Raw genomic sequence first — 19,050 nt, 5'->3', positions numbered from 1 at the left:
GATAATGCATTACATGTAAGGTTGCAGCTGTTGGTGATGGTACCCATGCGGTGTTTGCCCCCGCTTGAGGATGGCCAATTTTAACTTGCATCATTTGCGACATTTGATCCGGTATCGGCCACATGCCTTTACCTATTTGCGCTTTTCCTTTAAAACCTGTGTTAAGCCCAACGGCAACATTGGATTCTTCGTAAGCGTGGATCCATGGCTTTGCTTTTAATTCTGCTTTTGGTGCAAATACTCCGGCATCTAAACTGGTATGAATTTCATCACCGGTGCGATCTAGGAAACCGGTGTTGATAAAGACCACTCGGTGTTTCGCTTGTTCTACGCATGCTTTTAAGTTGAGAGACGTTCTACGCTCTTCATCCATAATGCCCATTTTAATGGTGTGACGTGGTAAAGATAAAATATCCTCAACCTTGTCAAATAGTGTGTTCGTAAAGGCCACTTCATCCGCACCGTGCATTTTAGGTTTTACAATATAAATTGACCCTTTTTTAGAATTTTTTATGGCTGCCGTTGACGTTTTTAACAGGTCAATTTTCCCTATTGCTGACGTCATAATTGCGTCTAAAATACCTTCAGGGATTTCCTTACCATTAACTAAAATAGCTGGATTTGTCATTAAATGACCAACATTTCGCACAAACATCAGAGCGCGGCCAGTTAAACTTGTTGGCACGCCACTTGGCGTTAAAAATTCAACGTTATCCGCTAAAGTACGGGTAAATTGTTTGCCATTTTTATTAACCGTTTCTGTTAAGTTTCCTTGCATTAACCCAAGCCAGTTACGATATACAATGCATTTGTCTTCCGCATCAACAGCCGCTACTGAGTCTTCACAATCCATAATCGTGGTTAAGGCAGACTCTAACGTAATATCTTTAATGTGAGCTTTGTCGGTTTTGCCAATGGGGTGGTTACCATCAATATTAATAATGATATGCAGCTTATTGTGCTGCAAAATAATATCAGTGGGGGCGTTAATATCACCACGGTAACCAACAAATTGTGATGTCTGCGCTAAGCTGGTATCACCTGAAGTTGTGGCAATAATTAGCTGAGCATTATCAATTCTAAAACCTGTAATATCGTTAAAATCAGCATCTAACAATGGCGTATGTGCGTTTAAAAAGTTGCGACCGTATTGAACCACTTTTTGCCCACGTATTGGGTTGTAGTTAACTTGTACTTCAGCGCCGCTTTCTGAGCTAATGACGTCGGTGCCATAGAGTGCATCATATAGACTACCCCAACGAGAATTGGCGGCATTGATGGCGTATCTTGCATTCATAACAGGCACAACAAGTTGTGGGCCAGCCATAACTGAAATTTCGTCATCGACGTTTGTACTGGTGATCTCGAAGTCTTCTGGTTGCGGTCTTAAATAGCCAATATCAACCAAAAACTGTTTATAATGGTTAGCGTCTAAGTTTGTTTTTGTTTGAGCCTGCGCTTTATGAAAATTGTTGATTTGTTGCTGTAGCGTTTCTCTGGTTTTCAGCATGGCCTGATTAATTGGCATTAACTCTTTTGTTAGTATTTCAACATCATTCCAAAAGTTTTCTTTATTGAGATCAATTTTATCTAGCACCTGAGTATTAATAAAGTTATACAACTCGGCATCTATAGATAATTTCCCAGACTTTACGTGTTCTCTACCTTGCACCATGTTATTCATAACCGCTCTCAAACTTATATTGATGTTTATTAATGTTGTCAGTGTAAAGTTAAATACCAAAATTCATCTAGTTTTGATTTTATATAACCATCATAGATTTTGTGAATAAAGGTGTATATGTCATCTGAATTGTAATTTTTAATATATTTAAAACAATGACTTAGGTCATTTATTGCCAACATCAACAATCAAGCGGCGTAACCAAATATGCCCCGCATCATGATGTAATAAAGGTGACCAAGCCATTTTTAATGCAATAGGTGGTATATCAAATGGTGGCTCTAGTACTTTTACATTGTCATTGTCGGCATACAACTCGGTCGCTTTGGTCGGTAATGTGGCAATTAAGCCTTGTTCTTTGGCTAACCACATGGCCATATGGTAATGACGGGTGAAGACGCGAATATTACGTTTTTTGCCTAACTTATCGAGCTCTACATCAACCCAACCTAACTTCTGAACCTCATTAGGATCAATGCCTACACCCACACCAAAGCCCGTTTTACTGACCCAAACATGTTGATGATCCAAGTAACTTTCCAAGTCAAAGTTGGGCAAGCAAGGGTGGTCTTTGTTCACCATACAGCTGAAAGTGTCGTACCAAATTACTTTTTGATGAAACGACATAGGTAATTCGTCAAAGCGGTTAATCGCCATGTCAACTTTACCTAATTCAACGTCATGAAAACTGACGTCAGATGGGGTTACAATGTCTAATGTAACACTAGGGGCTTTAGTTCTTAATTCCCCTAAAACCCTTGCTAATAAAGTGGTTTCTGCATAGTCACTGGCCATGATCCTAAAGGTTCGGCTTGAACTGATGGGTTCAAACTCAGTTTCGGGTTGTATAGTTGCTTCTAATTTTGCTAATACTTCACGTACTACAGGTTGTAGCTGTAACGCACGTGCTGTAGGCATCATGCCTTCGGATGTTCTTACTAAAATAGGATCTGAGAACAGATCTCTAAGTCTTTTTAGGCCATTACTCATCGCCGGTTGGGTAATAGAAAGTTGGTCAGCAGAGCGAGTTACGTTTTTCTCTCGTAATAATACATCTAGATATACCAATAAATTGAGATCTATCTTACTAATATTCATTTTGTGAATCCTATGTATGCGATTTATCTATTTTGTGAATCTTAGTATGTTCCCGTAGAGTTGTCATCAACAGATTGGCACCGACTAATAAAACTTATCAACATAAGTGCAGTTAGCGGTCAGTTATTAAATTTCAACAATTATTAGAGACAAAAAAGGGTATCAATATGTCAGCATATACAAATGAGATTGAATTATTAGAAGCAATACGTGCATCTCGTGGTGCAAGCTGGGATGCAATCGATCCTGAATCTGTTGCCCGAATGCGTGCGCAAAACAAATTCAAAACTGGACTAGATATTGCCAAATACACGGCTGGTGTTATGCGTCGCGACATGGCCGAGTTTGATAAAGATAAGACCAAATACACTCAGTCTTTAGGTTGTTGGCATGGATTTATAGGTCAACAAAAAATGATTTCTATCAAGAAACATTTTGGTGGCAAGACTGATCGTCGCTACTTGTACCTTTCAGGATGGATGGTTGCAGCTCTACGTTCTGAATTTGGCCCATTACCTGACCAGTCAATGCATGAGAAAACGGCTGTGGCTAGCTTGGTAGCAGAGCTATACACATTCTTGCGTCAAGCGGATGCTCGTGAATTAGGCGGCTTGTTCCGTGAGTTAGATGCTGCTCGTGAGGTTTGTGATAGCGTCGCTGAAGCAGTTATCCAAGATAAAATCGACAATCATGTAACTCATGTTGTACCGATTGTTGCGGACATCGATGCTGGTTTTGGTAACGCTGAAGCGACTTACCTAATGGCGAAGCAAATGATCGAAGCGGGTGCTTGTTGTTTACAAATTGAAAACCAAGTGGCTGATGAAAAGCAGTGTGGTCACCAAGACGGTAAAGTTACTGTGCCTCATGCTGACTTTCACGCTAAATTACGAGCGGTGCGTCACGCTTTCCTAGAACTAGGTGTTGATGATGGTGTTATCGTTGCCCGTACTGACTCTGAAGGTGCTGGTTTAACTAAAGAAATTGCGGTAGTTAATGAACCAGGTGATGCAGGTGATATCTATAACTCTTACCTAGATGTTGAAGAAGTTGCTCCTGAAGATACTGCTGAAGGTGATGTATTAATCAGCCGTAACGGTAAGCTTGTTCGTCCAAAACGTCTGCCTTCTGGTTTATACCAATTCCGTGAAGGAACTGGCCATGAGCGCTGCGTATTCGATTGTATTGGTGCTATTAATGCTGGCGCTGATATGTTGTGGATTGAAACTGCAGTACCAACTGTTCACGAAATCAAAGGCATGATGGATGATGTTCGTAAAGTTCATCCTGATGCGAAATTGGTTTACAATAACTCACCATCGTTCAACTGGACTCTAAATTTCCGTCAGCAAACTTACGATGCATGGGTAGCTGAAGGTAAAGACGTATCTGCATACGATCGTGCTAACTTGATGTCAGCTGAATACGATGAGTCTGAATTGTCTGCAGTTGCTGATGCTCGTATCAAGACTTTCCAAGCGGATACGGCTCGTGAAGCAAACGTTTTCCATCACTTGATCACTCTACCGACTTACCACACAGCAGCATTGTCAACTGACAACCTAGCTAAAGAGTACTTCGGTGAGCAAGGCATGTTAGGTTATGTTCAAGGTGTTCAGCGTAAAGAAATCCGTCAAGGTATCGCCTGCGTTAAACACCAAAACATGTCAGGTTCTGACATGGGTGACGACCACAAAGAATACTTTGCTGGTGAAAACGCGCTTAAAGCCGGTGGAGCTAAAAACACTTCTAACCAGTTCGGTTAATGGTTGTTAAGTCTCAAGTGGCTAGTTCTTAGCTGTTAGAAAATAAGGCGATCCTTGGGGGTCGCTTTTTTTGATTCAAAAATGCTTTTACGTTTTTCACCCTTTGGGCACCTGGAAGAACAGGGGGAAATGCTTTGAAATTTTCGATTTTTGTTACTCTTAACCTTATTTGTTGTCACTCCCGCGCAGGCGGGAATCTATAGAGATTTATTACATGTCAGTTCCCGAACATTTACAAGATTCCCAAAAACTAATATCCGATAAAGGTTTTGCTATTGGTAGTACCTGGTATCACGGCACTTCATCTGCCTTAGTGGGCTCTATCACGCAGAATGGTTTAAAACGCTCTGGTGATAAGGCACTCAATCAAGCTGCCAAGCAAACCATGGCTACGATTGGTAATGATTGTACTGAGTCGATTGAACCTGTATTTTTAACTCAGAGTAAAGAGTTGGCTTATTTCTGGGCGCAGCAAACCGTCCATGAGCGTTCGATGCGTTTTGAGACTGATGAGTTACCAGTGGTTTTGGCGGTGAATTTGCCAGCAGAATTAGCCAGCGATTTAAAAACTGATGTTGGGGCTGCTAGTTTATTGATGACCCAAAAGGGGGAAGCTTATATGGCTTTTGTGGTCTCATTGTATGAGAAGGCAGGGGTAAAGGTACCTGACGTAGATTTAATGAATGCGGATCGTATGGCTTATCTTAACCAATTAGGTATGGCTTATTACAATAAAGATATTTCGGCTGAGTATATTGAGCAATTAAAATAAGCTTAGCTATTAATTGGATTAACAGCTTTAAGTGATAACAAAGGAGAGGATATATGACTATTTCTACCCCTGATTTATGTGATGAGTATGGTGATGCTGTCCAAGTTTTAGAACCTATTTTTAATCATTACGGACAGATTCGTCGTTTTGGTGGTGAAGTTGTTACCGTTAAGTGCTTTGAAGATAACTCGAAAGTAGGTGAGTTGCTTGGTACTGAAGGTAAAGGCAGGGTTTTGGTGGTAGATGGAGGCGCTTCTTCTCGTCGTTCGTTACTGGGGGATATGCTAGTTGCTAAGGCTGTCAGCAATGGTTGGAGCGGAATTGTGATTTATGGTTATATCCGAGATATCGAAGATATTTCTGAAATGGAAATGGGAGTGATGGCAATAGGTACTATCCCTCGTAAAACTGAAAAACGTGGTGAAGGTCAGGTGAATATACCGCTGCATTTTGCTGGTGTGACAATAAGCCCAGGAGATTATCTTTATGCTGATGGTACTGGTGTTGTCATTGCATCAGAAGCGCTAGTTGGCGGACTCTAGGTGTGAGCAAAAAAAGCTAGCAACTAAAATGAACCAATACTGTTTATTTTATTGATAAAGTTTTGCAGGTAAACCGTAATAGTCCGCTATTTCTTTCACTCTTCCTTGTTGTCTTAAAATCTCAACACCTTTATCTAAAGCTATTGAAATATCTTTGGACGATGGCAAAAAAGGAGAGAATGCAATGTAACAAGGCTCTGATTTGCTGACAGAACCGACTTGTTTAACTTGATGTAATACATTTAGTTTTTTGGCGTGGTACCAAAATACAGGCCCAGTTTCAACTAACACATCTATACGTTTTTTTAATAGACGCTGAATATTTCTAGAGGATGTATTGTTACCGTATATTTGCTGGACTTTTGCGGACGCTTTGGAAAATAAATAAGAATTTAGTTTGTCTCCATAATCATACCCAGTAATGACGCCTATATTAACATCATTTAATGAATTTATATTTTGATAAACCCATTCGTTATCTTGAGTTGTAAATAGGTTATTAGGACTAATATTCAATAATGGTGTTTGCGGATAAATAAAATCAGGCGCATCATTTTTAAATGCGCCAACAATCGCATCAACTTCGCCCTTGCTAGCTAATTCAACTGCACGTGTCCAAGGCACTTCAACATATGTAACTTGATAATCTGACAAAGCTAAAGCCTCAATTGCTAGATCAATCATAAAACCTTTATCTTCACTATCTTGTGCGCAATTGATAGGGCACCAATTATCACCCGCAATAACAATGGATTTTGCCAATGCATTGTTGGAATTAACCATTAGAAATAAGGTGCTGATTAGCAAAAGGAAAAACACACATCTTAGACGGGTTAGAAAAGTCAAAGTTACGCTTAATAAGATAGATAATAAGTTGTTTGATTAAACCATATGACAATTAAATGAAAAGGCAAAGTTAATCTTTCCTTGAAAGAAACTACTTTAGGACAAGTGAATTAATAGTTAAATGACAGCGATATGACAAAAGTGTCTGATAACTAGGCAAAATTAAATATTTATGATTTAGAAGTATGTGATTGATTAGTTTCAATGGTTATGAGATTTTTGGCAGGTTACTTATAGAATTAGTCTAGGAACTAATATGAAATTCTCTACCCTTTTCACGCTTATCTCAACATCATTACTATTAACCGCATGTTCAACCCAAGAAGTTGCTAATAACAAAACAGAAAAGCTACCGAAAAATATCATATATATGATAGGTGATGGCATGAGCATGGCGCATTTAACCGCGTATCGCCATTATGCAAATAGCTCTGAACAACACATAGGGTTGGGAAATAAAGTGGTACCGCAAACCATTTTTGATGAATATTTTGTGGGTGTTGCTAGTACCTTGCCTGATGATGATACTTTAGTGACGGACTCAGCCAGTAGTGCAACCGCATTGGCATCGGGAGAAAAAACATATAATGGTGCTATTGGCTTAGATAATGACAAAAGCAACTTAACATCTATTTTGGAACATGCAAAATTCAAAGGTATGTTAACGGGCACTATTAGCACTTCACAGGTTACTCACGCCACGCCAGCAAGTTTTTTAGCTCATAACGAAAGCCGTCATAATCAGAATGAAATAGCCGATGCTATTTTTGATCAGCATATTAACTACAAAGTTAAAGCGGATTTAATGTTAGGTGGTGGTACGGATTACTTTATTCGTGAAGATAGAAACTTAGTCAAAGAGTTTAAACAAATCGGTTTTAACTATTTTTCGGAGTTATCGCAACTAAGTGATATGGATCAGTTGCCGGTCTTAGGTTTATTTGCACCTAAAGGGTTACCTTATGCAATAGACTCGCAAGATAACCCAAACCGTTTATTGGCTATGACAAAACCGGCATTAAGTTTATTAAATAAAAACAATCCAAATGGTTTCTTTTTAATGATTGAAGGCAGTCAAATAGATTGGTGTTCGCATAGCAATGATATTGCTTGTGCTATGCAAGAAATGGAAGATTTTGCACAAACCTTATCTGCTGTGATTGAGTTTGCCAAAAAAGACGGTAACACCTTAGTGGTTCTAACCGCAGATCATGGCACGGGTGGTTTATCGGTAGGCGCCAATAAACAATATAAGTGGTTACCAAACGTCATTCACAAAGTAAAAGCATCGGCAGGGGAATTAGTTAAAAGCATTTTCGCTAGCAAAGATATTGCAAAGACTTGGTTAGATTCAACGGGATTTGAGCTTACAAGTGAGCAGCTAACTTCAGTTAAAGAGTTAAAAGCTCAAGATAAATCTAAAGAGTTATACGCTAAGATAATGAAGTTTATTAATGACCAATCATTTACCGGCTGGACGACAACCGGACATGTTGGTGATGATGTAGCGGTTATCGCGTACGGACCGCAATCCAATAAATTTGTCGGTGCCCAAGATAATACAGATTTAGCTAAAAAGTTATTGTCGTACATTAAAACTAAATAGCGTTAACTGTTTTTATAATAAATAAGGCAATGACGAATGGAATTAGTCATTGCCTTTTAGATTTTTTACACTGGCTGTGTAATCGCTACATGATGTTGATAGGCAAATTAGACATTAATTAATATTGAACTAAGCTGCTTAAATATCCGTATCTAACTCATACATTTAGTTTCATTAAAACCCATTCAAGGACGATTCCATGCCTACACTCAATAAGCTTTTATTTTTCTGTTTTATTTATCTTCCTCTATTAGTGTCTAGCCACTCTAGTTATGCCAAAGCTTTGAAATTTGAACTATCACCTGAAGTTACCAATGGTATCTATCTATTAGCACAACCAGAACGAAGTGCTGCCGGACAAACTCAAAAGTTACAATTGGAGTTTGGTGAGATGAATGGTCAAACTATATTAGCCGCAGCCAGTTGCCCAAGATGCCCCGCGGCAGGTTATCGTTTGCTTGAAGTTGAAAGTGAAGAATTAGGCCGCCCTGTATTTTTCAATTCTATGGGGATTTACGTATTCGCTTATGACGCAACAACCTTTGTTACGGTAATGGCTGATGGTCCGCTAGGAAAAAAGATTTGGAAAAACTTGGCTTACGTAAACGTGTATAACAAACAAGGAACTGAAGGCATTAATTTAGAGGAAGGCAAACAGTTTGTCATTGCAGAAGCAAAACGTTTAATGACAGGTGAGGGTATCGCAAAAAGTGAAGTCACAGGCGGAAACGGAACTTATTACGCGGCAGCAGTGCAAACCATCGGTAGTGGTCAGTATGATCAAATAGACGTGGTGATATACCCAAAAGAAAAGATTGTATTAACAGGCATGAATTGCAGAAGTTGCAGCCATGACACTTATAATTTTGAAAGTGAACTAAGCCAAGCAGTCGGAAAAAATGTGTATGAAATGGGCTACATGGGACGTTTTATAATTGAACAAAAAACTGGTGAGTTGTGGTGGACAAATGCAAAGTTGGGCAAGGCTGAATGGGGTAAAAATAGTAACTTTAATGTAATTACCCAAGACAAAAACTTTGCTAGAAAATTATTAATAGATAAAACACTACAGAATAATATTGATCAAACGTTAGCGGGGTTCGCCACCAAGTCAAAAAGCGCGGTAGATGCTCGTTATAAACAACAAGACTTACAACGCACAGCAAATAACAAATTACCAACAAAGGGAATGCAAGATAATTCATTAGACCAAGACTCTTTCATCGCTGCTACTGCGTGGGCAAACTCTTACGGTTGGAAAGAAACCTTAATGTACACTTATATCACTAGCCGTGATTGGCGCATTTTAAGACATCCATTAACCGGTATACAAACAGGTCGTCGCATTTCAGGCGTGATCACCATGAAGCGAGATGATGGGTTATGCAGTTACCAAGGTGCTGTATTTGAACAGGCGTATAATGGCACTGACTATCAGAAAACGGTGATGGTTGGGGTTGTTCCGGGACAAAACAAATTAGACTGCAGCAAGTTATGAGGTAGTAGCGGGCAGTCGATTAAAATCGTTTCTTCCCCAAATTGAGTAGTAAGGAAAGAACAAGCTGTAAGGACAGAGTAAGCTGTAAGAATGACTAAGTCACAAGCTGTAAGTTATAAATTAAATGTTATGGCTTAAATTTACAGCTTATCTTTGTCGATTGTGAGTTGTTACCTGACTCGTTTCTGCCCCATAACCCGTTAACGTAAATACTCTAAGGACTGCTTTGAGCGAAAAGCGGACGTTGAATTTATAAAATATCTTCTGTAATTTAGTGTGTATTGAACTTCAAGGAAAGGAATGATGTGAGAGTTTTCACGGTATTTCTAATCGTTTGTTTAACGTCAGGGTGTGTATCTTCTTCTTATTTGGCTAGCGTTGGTGCGAGAGCACAGCACGGAACGGCAACAGAGCAACAAAGTAATGTAACTCTGTTAGATTCCAAAAGAATGCCAGGTGGGTGGGCTCTGATGCATGGCGTTCCTCCGTATTCTAATTTAATTCCAGAAAAGGAAGGTGTGCTCGTTGATGAAGTAGCTGTGAATTTTCAAGATATTACGTGGTTATCTTGGAATACTGGCTTAATTACTTTAGATGTAAATGGCGAGCTTTTAGAGTTTGAAGTTAAAAAAGTGAAGGTAATTTAACCTTCACACATGATTATCGTGATTGGTATGGGTATCCAGTCCAAGCTCTAATTGTTGTTACTATTCCGTTAGATATAGCAATAATAGCAGTTGGAAGTGTTGTGGGGGTAATTGCAATGCCGTTCGTTGATTAAAGGGAAACAATTGGCACATAGCTGCTCATCGCCCAAAATCGTTTCTGTCCATAAACGTAGTAAATCGGGCTTCCGCTTTGCGATCAATTTCCTTGTTAGATCCGGTCTTAACATATTCATGTAACGGTAAGAGTAGAGACGAGACGAGTTAATAGACTTTAGGCTGTAAGTGAATTTACGTTCCACGTGATCTATCTTTTCCTCGCCACTGTTTTTACAAAAAAAACTTGAAAATAGATCAACTCAATTCAAGATTTTTTGCTTACGGCTTACGGCTTACGGCTTACGGCTTACGGCTTACGGCTTACGGCTTACGGCTTACGGCTTACGGCTTACGGCTTACGGCTTACGGCTTACGGCTTACGGCTTACGGCTTACGGCTTTTCCTCGAAACTCGTTCACTCGCAGCTCACACTCTTACTGCTTAAAATGGATTTAAGCTAAAACTCATTCGTTTTGGGTAGTGTGGTGGTTTGCCTTGTTGTGAACTGGATACCGACTCAAACAAATGAAACTCGTCAAAATTCAACTCTAATTTTGGTGGCTGAGACGTTATTGGAATTAATTCTGCGTGTTTGCGGTTTAACGTTATATGCGGCCGATAAACGTCATGTGGGCTAGGTAAATCAAGTTTGCCATTTATTGCCAAACACTGTTGCGCAAGCTGTTGTAGTGTTGGTGTTGACTCAACCCCTAAATACAATATCTTAGCTTTGTTAAACACCCCTAGTTGATTGGTTTGCGTATTAACCGTCTTAGTGGAGATCTGGTCTAGTAAGGCTTCTAACTGCTCTAGTTTATTATGTTTTACCTGACCTAAAAACGACAAGGTTATATGAAAATTCTCAACAGGAACTGGTTTGTCAGAGAGCCCAAACATTTGTTTATCTCGCCAGTTAGCAATTGCTAACTTATCTGCAACTGATAAATCCAAACCAATAAAATATCGTGATTGATTTTTTTGCATTTTGACACCTCTTGTTTTCCAGACTTTATAATTTCAAGCATTCAAGCATTCAAGCATTCAAGCATTCAAGCATTCAAGCATTCAAAGGTTTTGTTTGTTTAATAATTCCTTATAATTGTTTCTACATAACGCTGAATTTAGTCGCTGAGCAAGCAGAGTATATGACCCTACCAATAGATGATATTTTCCCGCAACTTGTTGAAACATTAAACCAAGCGCAGCGTGTTATTTTACAAGCGCCTCCCGGTGCCGGGAAATCTACTCGACTGCCGTTATTGTTATTACAAACTGGGCAATTTCACAATCAAAATAAAATTATAATATTGGAACCTCGTAGAGTGGCTGCTCGGCAAATAGCAGCGTATTTATCATCACAGTTAAATCAAAAGATTGGTCAGCAGATTGGTTTAGTTATGCGGGGTGAAAACAAAACCTCAAAAGATACCGTTATTACTATTATGACTGACGGCGTGTTGGTTAGGCAGTTACAAAATGATCCAGAGCTTAATAATATTGCTTTGGTAATATTTGATGAATACCACGAGAGAGCATTACAAACTGACTTAGCGTTAGCCTTAACTTTAGATGCCCAAGAGTTGAACGAAGGCACAAATGAAGAGACTAAAGTGCTGATCATGTCTGCAACCTTAGACTTACAAGCCTTATCAAATTCATTAAATGCGCCAATTGTCGAATCTGACGGTAGGCAATATCCAGTCACGGTTGAGTATGTTAGTGCCAGCGTTACACCAAGTATTGATGAAATATGCCGTGCTATCGATGTAGCTATCCAATCTGGTTTTAATCAAAACCAATCTTCAATTTTAGTATTATTGTCCGGTCTTAGTGAAATCAACCGTGTACAACAAAGATTAAATGCAAGTTTGCCGGCGGATATTAAGTGTTATCCGTTATTTGGTGGGCTCACCATAGACCAGCAAACTAACGCCATCAAACCAGCAGCTAAAGGTTTACGAAAGATAGTGTTAGCCACTAATATCGCCCAAACCAGTTTGACGATTGATGGTGTGGACATTGTGGTGGATGCAGGCATTGAAAAAGTAATGATGTATCAACCAAAACTTAAATCTGAGCAGTTAGTTAGTCAGCAAATTTCACAAGCATCTTCAATACAACGTATGGGACGAGCCGGACGTTTACGTGCTGGTTTATGTTATCGCTTAGGTTCGGTTGAAAACTTTGACCGCCGTAGAAAACACGATGTAGCAGAAATAGAGCGTGTTGATTTATCCCAACTGTTGTTAGAAGTGCATTTATGGGGGGCAAAGTTTGATGAGTTATTTTGGTTAACTAAACCAGAACCGTTTTTACTTAATGTTGCTCACGATAAGTTAATGGGTCTAGGGTATTTTAAGCAGGATCATTTAAACAAGAGCTATGCCGAACAAGGTAACAAAGGTGTTCAAGTTAGCCAGTTAGCCACGCAATATCAAACTATTGGGGCGGGGTTACGATTAAGTAAAATGTTACTCAAGGCAAACAGCTTGGAGAGTCAACTTAACAATAATCATTTGCTCAAAACTGCTTGTGTTTTAGCTGCGTTAATTGAGCATGGCAGATTGTCTAATAAAGACAGTGATTTAACCAGTAAAATAGACAAGATGGATCATTATACTTGGTCACAGTTAACGGAGTTTATTAACCGCTATGCCAAGCGTTTTAATCTTAAGAGCGTTAATAAATCGGAATTACAATCCGAACATATCGGTTTGTTATTAGCCCTTGCTTATCCAGATAGGATTGCCAAAAAAATAGGTAAACAATGGAAGTTGAGTAATGGCGTAGGAGTGCAGTTTCATCCTAATCAAGTTGAGCCAAAAGCCGAATTAATAGTCATAGCTCAATTTAATGCCGGGCAATATGGACATTATATACAGTCTTATGCTGCAGTGAGCTTGGCAGAAATAGAACAGTTTTTACCTGAACTCATAAGTACGGAAGATAAAACCGGTTGGTCAAATTCATTACAAAAACCTTATCAAGCAGAGCAAATTAAAATTGGCGAATTAGTCTTATCCGAAAAGACCAAGCCGTTAATGTTAACCCCAGAAGGTTGGCAAAGTATTTGGCTTGATTACATTAAACAAAAAGGGCTGAGCTGCTTAAACTTTGATGATGATACCAATACTTTAATTAGAAAATTAGAGTTAGCTTCGCAGCATTTACCTCAGTATGATTGGCCAAGTTTGTGCCAATTAGGTTCTGATAAACAAAGTTTATTTGATGATATCACTAACAATAAACAAAATTGGATAGTGAGTTATTTGGCAGAGATACGTAGCGTAGCCCAACTTAAAAAGCTCAATATCACTGAGATATTAAAAAACACTATGGACTGGTCTTTACAACAAGAACTACAAAAAGCCTGCCCAGATAGCTATAAAACCCCTGCAGGCTCTGCCCGAAAAATTGATTATCTAGCGGATACGCCAAAGCTTTCTGCTAAGTTACAAGAAATGTTTGGTGAGCCAACCAGTCCTGCAATTTGTTATGGTAGGCAACCATTGTTGATAGAGTTATTATCTCCAGCCAAAAGACCATTGCAAGTGACGCAAGATTTAGTTAATTTTTGGAACAATGCCTACCATGAAGTGAAAAAAGAGATGAAAGGGCGTTATCCAAAACATCCATGGCCGGATGATCCAATTAACTTTGTTGCCACCAGTAAAACCAAGTCACAACTTGATAGAAGTAATAAACGTAATTAATAGATAAGAGCAAAGTATGACAGAGTCGGTTGACCCTAATCAGTTTATAAAAAAATGGAGTTATCGTTTTTTAAAGATAGGCATATTTGTATCTATTGTTTTAGCCTTTTATGTGATTTACATGGATGCTTGGGTGCAAACCCGCATGTCCGGACAGAAATGGGAAACACCAGTTAAGGTTTTTGCCCGTCCTTTGTCTTTGTATCAGCATAAGTTTTTGCCACAAAGCGAATTAGTTGCTGAATTAAAGATCTTAAATTACCGCAAAGTAAATACCGTAACTGAGCCGGGACAATACAGTGTTAGTGGCAGCAGCGTAGAGTTCTATCGTCGCGAATTTATCAATGTCGGTGAGCAATTACTGCCGCAAAAAATCAAAGTTAAGTTTGAGGATAATCGAATATTATCAGCACACCGAATGAATGATGGTGAGTGGTTACTATCAAGCATTGAAACATTAGACCCGCTATTGATCTCTCGTAAAACCAACTCTGACAACGAAGACCGTGACATCATTAACTTAGCCACCGTGCCTGAGTGGATGATAGATACTTTATTGGTGGTAGAAGACAGAGATTTTTATCATCATCATGGAGTGTCACCCTTTGCCATTATTAGAGCGTTATGGGCAAATTTAATTGCAGGACGTAAAGTGCAGGGCGGTAGCACGCTTACTCAACAGTTAGCTAAAAATTTACTGTTAAATGACTCCCGTAAAACCTACTTAAGAAAGTTTAAAGAAGCGATAACCGCATTAATTTTGGATTATCGTTTTAGTAAAGATGACATCCTTGAAGCGTATTTTAATGAAATCTACTTAGGCCAAAATGGTAATCGTGCAGTGCATGGTTTTGCGTTAGCCAGTAAGTTTTATTTCAGTAAACCGCTGGTGGAATTAGAGCAGCACGAATTTGCATTATTAGTGGCTATGGTAAAAGGCCCATCCTATTACAATCCAACCAGGCATGTTGAACGCACTAAAAAACGTCGAGATTTGGTATTGCAATTAATGGTGTCTGAAAATGTCTCTGACAGTGCAGACTACGAAAAATACATAACTAAACCTATGGTCATTACGCAGTCCAAATCCAAAGGTCGCGCCTTATATCCTGCTTATATGCAATTGGTTGAACGTGAATTAAAAGCATTAGATATAGATGAATATAACGCGAATGGTTTGTTGGTTTTTACTGGATTAGATCCGGTATTACAAAAAAATTACCAAAAATTGTTTGGTCGCAGTATTAATAAGTTAGAAAAAAAATATGGTTTAAAAGATATAAATGGCGCTGTAGTTTCAGTTGAACATGCCAGCGCAAGCATATCGGCATTAGTGGGGGATAAAAATCCAAATTCATTTGGCTTTAACCGTGCGTTAGACGCCAACCGCAATATAGGTTCGTTAGTCAAACCGGCCATATATTTAACCGCGTTAAAATCTCAAAGTTACAATTTAGCTACTGTATTGCCAAATAAAGCCATTGTAATGAAAAACAATCGAGGGCAAGAGTGGCAACCGCAAAACTACGATAAAACCACCTCTGAGTCTGTTTTGTTACAACAAGGGTTAGTCAACTCCCTTAACTTGCCGACTGTGCATTTGGGCATGGAGTTAGGATTAAATTCAGTGATCTCTACCCTTAAATCGTTAGGTGTTGAACAGCATATTCCTAAATACCCCTCTATCTTGTTAGGTGCTGTGCCTATGTCTCCTTTAAATGTCGCTAAAATGTTGCAACCTATTGCCAGTTTTGGTCAAAAGTTAACAACGTCAGCCGTTATTAGTGTAACGGATGTAAACGGTTTTGAAATTTGGAACAAACCCAAAAAAGTTACCGAGGTTGCTGATTACGCCACCAGTTACATTCTCAACGAAGGATTAAAACAAGTGACTCAGGTTGGCACCGCAAAACGCATTGGTATGTATTATCCACATGTTCAATATGCAGGGAAAACAGGCACGACAGATGACTTAAGAGACAGTTGGTTTATGGGCTTTGATCAAAACAAACTCACTACAATTTGGATAGGCAAAGATGATAATTCACCGGTTGAGCTTACTGGCAGCAATGGTGCCTTAACGGTCTTTTTAGATTTACAAGCTGCCAGAAAAGCCGAAACTATCAGTACCCCAAAACCTAATGATATTGATATTCACCCATTTGATGTAATTACCGGAGAGGCCCTGTCGGGAGAATGTGGTGAATTCATCGTGTTACCAATACAAAAATCAAAAGTGAAAGATATTAAACAATGTCCCTCGTTTTTTGATTTTTTGAAATGATGAAGAGTAGCGGCAAAGCAGCTATAAGCTGGAAAAATGGCTGCGCCACTAGCTGGAAGGAAAAGAAAAGTATAAAAGCGAATGACGAGAAATTTAGATTCGATTTAATTGAAATGCTGAATTTATCTGCTCAAAATGAGTTTTCATATAATTAGAAAGTGAGATCCCATTGGTTGGAAATAATAGATGAAATTTTTTTCAATTATCACTTTTAATTAGTATTAAATTATTTGAATAGAGGTGCTCGATGAAAGAGAATAAATATACGAAATATATTTCATTTGGCTTAGTTGTAGGTTCAGTCATCGGATTGTTTCTAGATATATATCAAATAAATGTGTTCGGGGCTGTAGGGTTAGGTATTGTATTTACGCCAATAATTGGTCTTTGCCTAGGAGCTGTTATTTGTAGCTTTAAAAATAAAAAATATAGCCCGAGTAAATAGCATATAACAAGCCATTGTAGTGCGGGACTTTTACCGTTGGTTTCCCCCATGACTTTCGTTATTTAACCAAGAATAAAATACCTTGAATGGGCGTAACTGAACGTCCGATTTCACAAGTTTTCACTATCAATCCTAGCTTGTACTAACGGCCGAAATGGCACGGAAGATAACATCGAGGTAACTCGTATTTGCCCCAAAACCAGTTATAAGCTGGAAGAATGGCTGCGCCACTAGCTGGAAGGAAAAGAAAAGTATAAAAGCGAATGACGAGAAATTTAGATTCGATTTAATTGAAATGCTGAATTTATCTGCACTAAATTGAGTTTTCATATAACTAGAAAATGAAATCAATGACACTGCCCCCATTGGCTCGTAATACAAGAAAATCTAAGTAACTGATAACTCCATTATTACCTATTGATGCAAGGTGCCTCTTCTGATGAAAATGAATATAAGCGGAAATCCAACCCAAATATGTTTCGATAGATGATTTGGCGTAATGTTTACGGTACATATATTCGACAATACTGTTTAAAAATGGCGATCTTGTTTTCATTAATCCCCCTTGTAAGCTGTTTTTATATACAGTGTTAATGAGTTTCCTACCAAGTCAAGAAAACAGGAACAATGCCCATCCTTGGGGGAACACAAAAAACGGAGTTGTTACGTAACAAAGGTGTGGTAAATGCTGTAGAGGTTTGATATTAATAGTGAAAATAAATAAGAGGAACCGTGTTGTCAGAAACTTAGGCAATCGTCCTCTGATTAAATTGTTATGAGTATCTCAAGTATTGTGAATATGGAAAGTTTGGCGGGAATGACAATAAACGAAAGACTATTCGCGTTAAATAAAATGGATAGCTTTGACCAAGCAATAACTGCTGGTGACAAAGAACGCGCTATTCAAATTCTAGAATCTTGTGATTTATCGAAAAAAGCAGCTACATCAACAGTTACGGATATATTTAGAAGTCCCCAAAAATATGGCTACTCTATCAAATAATTAAGTTATAAAGGCTCAGTGTTTTAATACTCATAACAAGTCGATAAAGAAAAGGACATAAAATCATTGGCTTGGCGCTCGTGCCTCGCTAAAGTATAACCAATTATTTTATTGCCTTTTATCGAGGCGTTAAACCTCATCGAGAGAATGGAGTCTAAATGAAATCAATTATATTGTTATGTTCAATTTTTATTAGTTTTGGTGCGCTGGCTACAGAGCTAGAAATGAAGCCAACAAAATCAGGATTATATGATGTTGGTGGATTTAAGCTTTATCTTGAGTGTTACGAAAATGACAAGCCACAATTAATACTTGAGCAGGGTTTTGGGCGTTCTGGTTCAGATGGTGTTTGGTTAGAAAATATAAAACGATTAAAAAACGATTTTAGTATTTGTTTATATGACCGAGCTGGATTGGGTAAAAGTGAAAAAGGTGTAATTCCATTCACTGTTAATGATATGGCAAGTAGGCTCAGAAATTTGCTTCAAAATGCTAATATCAAAGCACCGTATTATTTTGCTGGTGGTTCATATGCTTCTTATATAGTCGCCGCATACAATAACCTTTATCCACAAGAAGTCATGGGAGCTGTACTTATTGACCCACCACCACTTGGGTATTTTTATACAATGGGTACTAGATGGCCTATAAACTTTAAAACAGATAATGAAAAATTAGAGCGTTTTTATAAATTTGAGCAAAGTGTTTATGACCCAATGTTTGAAAGGGTTCCTGAAAATGTAGACCATATGAAAAGCTATAAAATATTAGCTGACGCCTCAAATTACGGAGACAAACCAGTAATAGTTGTACGCTCAAAGCAAACAGGTAAACGATACGATCCACCTTTTGTTCCCGATGAAATAGCAAATACCATGGATTCCTTATACGCTGGTGCAGAAGGTTACTTCAAAAATTTATCCACTAATAGCCGCATTATCTATTCGGAATCAGAAAAACACCACCTGCATATCGCAGACCGCGATTTGGTAGTAAAAAGCATTAAAGAACTTGTTGGCAAATGAGGCT

At 38.6% G+C, this 19,050-nt stretch carries 16 protein-coding genes; 11 read left to right on the top strand and 5 right to left on the bottom strand.

What is annotated here, in order from left to right; translation table 11 throughout:
• On the bottom strand, window positions 1–1,684 hold a 1,684-nt coding region (locus RT723_RS11175), incomplete at its 3' end, for a malate synthase G (RefSeq protein ID WP_315947167.1).
• Between the two features lie 165 nt (window positions 1,685–1,849).
• Window positions 1,850–2,782 (bottom strand): LysR family transcriptional regulator, encoded by a 933-nt coding sequence (locus tag RT723_RS11170; protein WP_216054068.1) that lies wholly within the window; start codon window positions 2,780–2,782, stop codon window positions 1,850–1,852.
• 167 nt (window positions 2,783–2,949) lie between these two features.
• On the opposite strand from RT723_RS11170, the gene RT723_RS11165 reads away from it, so the two are divergent.
• The 3 genes from RT723_RS11165 to rraA all read left to right on the top strand — a co-directional run bounded on the left by RT723_RS11165 (window position 2,950) and on the right by rraA (window position 5,862).
• Window positions 2,950–4,548, top strand: coding sequence for an isocitrate lyase (locus RT723_RS11165; protein ID WP_315947166.1), 1,599 nt, complete (start codon window positions 2,950–2,952; stop codon window positions 4,546–4,548).
• Window positions 4,549–4,762: 214 nt separating this feature from the next.
• The gene (locus tag RT723_RS11160; RefSeq protein ID WP_315947165.1) at window positions 4,763–5,320 is read left to right on the top strand and encodes a hypothetical protein; all 558 of its coding nucleotides are present in this window, start codon (window positions 4,763–4,765) and stop codon (window positions 5,318–5,320) included.
• Between the two features lie 53 nt (window positions 5,321–5,373).
• Window positions 5,374–5,862: a ribonuclease E activity regulator RraA gene (rraA, locus tag RT723_RS11155; RefSeq protein WP_315947164.1), complete on the top strand. Its 489-nt coding sequence runs from the start codon at window positions 5,374–5,376 to the stop codon at window positions 5,860–5,862.
• A gap of 48 nt (window positions 5,863–5,910) precedes the next feature.
• Here the strand turns inward: rraA and RT723_RS11150 are convergent, their stop codons facing one another.
• Entirely contained in the window at window positions 5,911–6,645 is a 735-nt protein-coding gene (locus tag RT723_RS11150; protein ID WP_315947163.1) for a substrate-binding periplasmic protein, read from the bottom strand.
• A gap of 319 nt (window positions 6,646–6,964) precedes the next feature.
• Here RT723_RS11150 and RT723_RS11145 point away from each other — a divergent pair, with 319 nt between their 5' ends.
• From RT723_RS11145 to RT723_RS11135, 3 genes are all read left to right on the top strand, one after another.
• Window positions 6,965–8,314: an alkaline phosphatase gene (locus RT723_RS11145; protein ID WP_315947162.1), complete on the top strand. Its 1,350-nt coding sequence runs from the start codon at window positions 6,965–6,967 to the stop codon at window positions 8,312–8,314.
• Window positions 8,315–8,513: 199 nt separating this feature from the next.
• Window positions 8,514–9,812, top strand: a complete 1,299-nt coding sequence (locus tag RT723_RS11140; RefSeq protein ID WP_315947160.1) for a hypothetical protein — start codon at window positions 8,514–8,516, stop codon at window positions 9,810–9,812.
• 305 nt (window positions 9,813–10,117) lie between these two features.
• Window positions 10,118–10,459: a hypothetical protein gene (locus tag RT723_RS11135; RefSeq protein ID WP_315947159.1), complete on the top strand. Its 342-nt coding sequence runs from the start codon at window positions 10,118–10,120 to the stop codon at window positions 10,457–10,459.
• A gap of 558 nt (window positions 10,460–11,017) precedes the next feature.
• On the opposite strand, the gene thpR is transcribed toward RT723_RS11135, so the two are convergent.
• A complete protein-coding gene (thpR, locus tag RT723_RS11130; protein ID WP_315947157.1) occupies window positions 11,018–11,560 on the bottom strand; it encodes an RNA 2',3'-cyclic phosphodiesterase in 543 nt (180 codons plus the stop codon).
• Window positions 11,561–11,721: 161 nt separating this feature from the next.
• Between thpR and hrpB the strand changes: the two genes are divergently transcribed.
• From hrpB to RT723_RS11115, 3 genes are all read left to right on the top strand, one after another.
• The gene (gene hrpB, locus RT723_RS11125) at window positions 11,722–14,289 is read left to right on the top strand and encodes an ATP-dependent helicase HrpB (protein WP_315947156.1); all 2,568 of its coding nucleotides are present in this window, start codon (window positions 11,722–11,724) and stop codon (window positions 14,287–14,289) included.
• Window positions 14,290–14,305: 16 nt separating this feature from the next.
• Window positions 14,306–16,573, top strand: coding sequence for a penicillin-binding protein 1B (gene mrcB / locus RT723_RS11120; RefSeq protein WP_315947155.1), 2,268 nt, complete (start codon window positions 14,306–14,308; stop codon window positions 16,571–16,573).
• A 247-nt stretch (window positions 16,574–16,820) separates the two neighbouring features.
• Complete coding sequence (locus RT723_RS11115; RefSeq protein WP_315947153.1) at window positions 16,821–17,018, top strand: hypothetical protein; 198 nt, start codon at window positions 16,821–16,823, stop codon at window positions 17,016–17,018.
• Between the two features lie 334 nt (window positions 17,019–17,352).
• Here the strand turns inward: RT723_RS11115 and RT723_RS11110 are convergent, their stop codons facing one another.
• The gene (locus RT723_RS11110; RefSeq protein WP_315947151.1) at window positions 17,353–17,574 is read right to left on the bottom strand and encodes a phage integrase N-terminal SAM-like domain-containing protein; all 222 of its coding nucleotides are present in this window, start codon (window positions 17,572–17,574) and stop codon (window positions 17,353–17,355) included.
• A 219-nt stretch (window positions 17,575–17,793) separates the two neighbouring features.
• Here RT723_RS11110 and RT723_RS11105 point away from each other — a divergent pair, with 219 nt between their 5' ends.
• Together RT723_RS11105 and RT723_RS11100 are read left to right on the top strand one after the other, a co-directional pair.
• Window positions 17,794–18,021 (top strand): hypothetical protein, encoded by a 228-nt coding sequence (locus RT723_RS11105; protein WP_315947149.1) that lies wholly within the window; start codon window positions 17,794–17,796, stop codon window positions 18,019–18,021.
• A 158-nt stretch (window positions 18,022–18,179) separates the two neighbouring features.
• Window positions 18,180–19,046, top strand: coding sequence for an alpha/beta fold hydrolase (locus RT723_RS11100; RefSeq protein ID WP_315947148.1), 867 nt, complete (start codon window positions 18,180–18,182; stop codon window positions 19,044–19,046).
• The last annotated feature ends 4 nt before the right edge of the window (window positions 19,047–19,050 follow it).

It is taken from the genome of Psychrosphaera aquimarina (assembly GCF_032461525.1).
Taxonomy (GTDB): Bacteria; Pseudomonadota; Gammaproteobacteria; order Enterobacterales; family Alteromonadaceae; genus Psychrosphaera; species Psychrosphaera aquimarina.
Note: the sequence above shows the minus strand (reverse complement) of the source record. Positions and strands in the feature narration are given on the sequence as shown.